Raw genomic sequence first — 1058 nt, forward strand, 5'->3', positions numbered from 1 at the left:
TCCCACCGGCTGCAGCTGGAACATGAAGTAGAAGGTCGCCACCTCGAGCACCCGGATGTAGGCCATGCCGAGCATGTCGGCCACGGTCTCGATCGCCTTCTGGGTCAGCCAGCCTTCCTGCTCCTGGGCGCGCCACAGCAGCGGGATGACCGCGCTGGCCTGACGGCCCTCGGGATACTTCGTGATCTGCCCCTCGGCCCAGGCGAGGTTGTCCGGGGTGAAGGCGAAGCTTTCTGGCTGTTCGGGATGGAGACGGCGCAGCATCGGCGGATGGCCTCTTTCTCAGGGTCTGGAGTGCGCGCGGCGCGCGCGGGCCTCGCGGCCCTCATGGGTTATGGCGTCGGAGCCCGTCACCCGGTTCAGCCGGCGGTGGCCATGTCGCCGGTCGCGTCGGCGACCGGGGCTGCCGGTTCCGCGACCGGGGTGCAGGCGCCGGAGGTCAGGCGGAAGCCGCCGGTCTCGGTGCGCTCGCCGTTGCCGCCGGCGATGCGGTAGTTCGCGACCTGCTGGATCTGCTCGCGGGTCAGCCCGGTCTGCAGTTCGACGGCAAGGTAATCGGCTTCGTAGTCCAGTGCGCAGCCGATCGAGTCCACGGCGTCGTCGAACGCCAGCATCTGCTGGTCCTCGACCCCTTTGGGCGGCAGCGCAAGGCAGCCTGCGGTTGCAACGAGCGGCAGCACCGCCAGGCAATTCTTCAGCATCACGATCCTCAAGTCCCTCTTTCCTGTCACGGCCTCCGACGGGCCGGGTGGACCGCGGCGCGCCTCGCGCCCTGGTCCGCTAAACTCTCCGCCTCAGCGGTCGACCTCACCGAACACGATGTCGAGCGACCCGAGGATTGCGGCCACGTCGGCCAGCTGGTGCCCCTTGCAGACGTAGTCCATCGACTGCAGGTGCAGGAAGCCCGGCGCGCGCAGCTTGGCGCGGTAGGGCTTGTTGCTGCCATCGGCCACCAGATAGACGCCGAACTCGCCCTTGGGCGCCTCGACGGCGGCATAGACCTCGCCGGCGGGGACATGGAAGCCCTCGGTGTAGAGCTTGAAGTGGTGGATGAGCGC

The 1058-nt window shown here is 68.5% G+C and carries 2 protein-coding genes and 1 pseudogene; all 3 read right to left on the reverse strand.

The genetic code is table 11. From position 1 onward, the window contains the following. Positions 1–264: NAD(P)H-dependent oxidoreductase subunit E (locus HC022_RS27295; protein WP_175583758.1), on the reverse strand; the 264-nt coding region annotated here is incomplete at its 3' end. A gap of 95 nt (positions 265–359) precedes the next feature. Beyond that, positions 360–701, reverse strand: coding sequence for a hypothetical protein (locus tag HC022_RS27300; RefSeq protein ID WP_040384427.1), 342 nt, complete (start codon positions 699–701; stop codon positions 360–362). A gap of 93 nt (positions 702–794) precedes the next feature. Next, positions 795–1058: pseudogene (locus tag HC022_RS27305) on the reverse strand (NADH-quinone oxidoreductase subunit D); the annotation flags it as partial.

It is taken from the genome of Salipiger sp. HF18, from assembly GCF_011806505.1.
GTDB classification, from domain to species: domain Bacteria; phylum Pseudomonadota; class Alphaproteobacteria; order Rhodobacterales; family Rhodobacteraceae; genus Salipiger; species Salipiger thiooxidans.

Bases quoted from the DNA above. Each gene is read 5' to 3' on its own strand.
- HC022_RS27300 (WP_040384427.1), bottom strand. From the start codon at position 701: ATGCTGAAGAATTGCCTGGCGGTGCTGCCGCTCGTTGCAACCGCAGGC.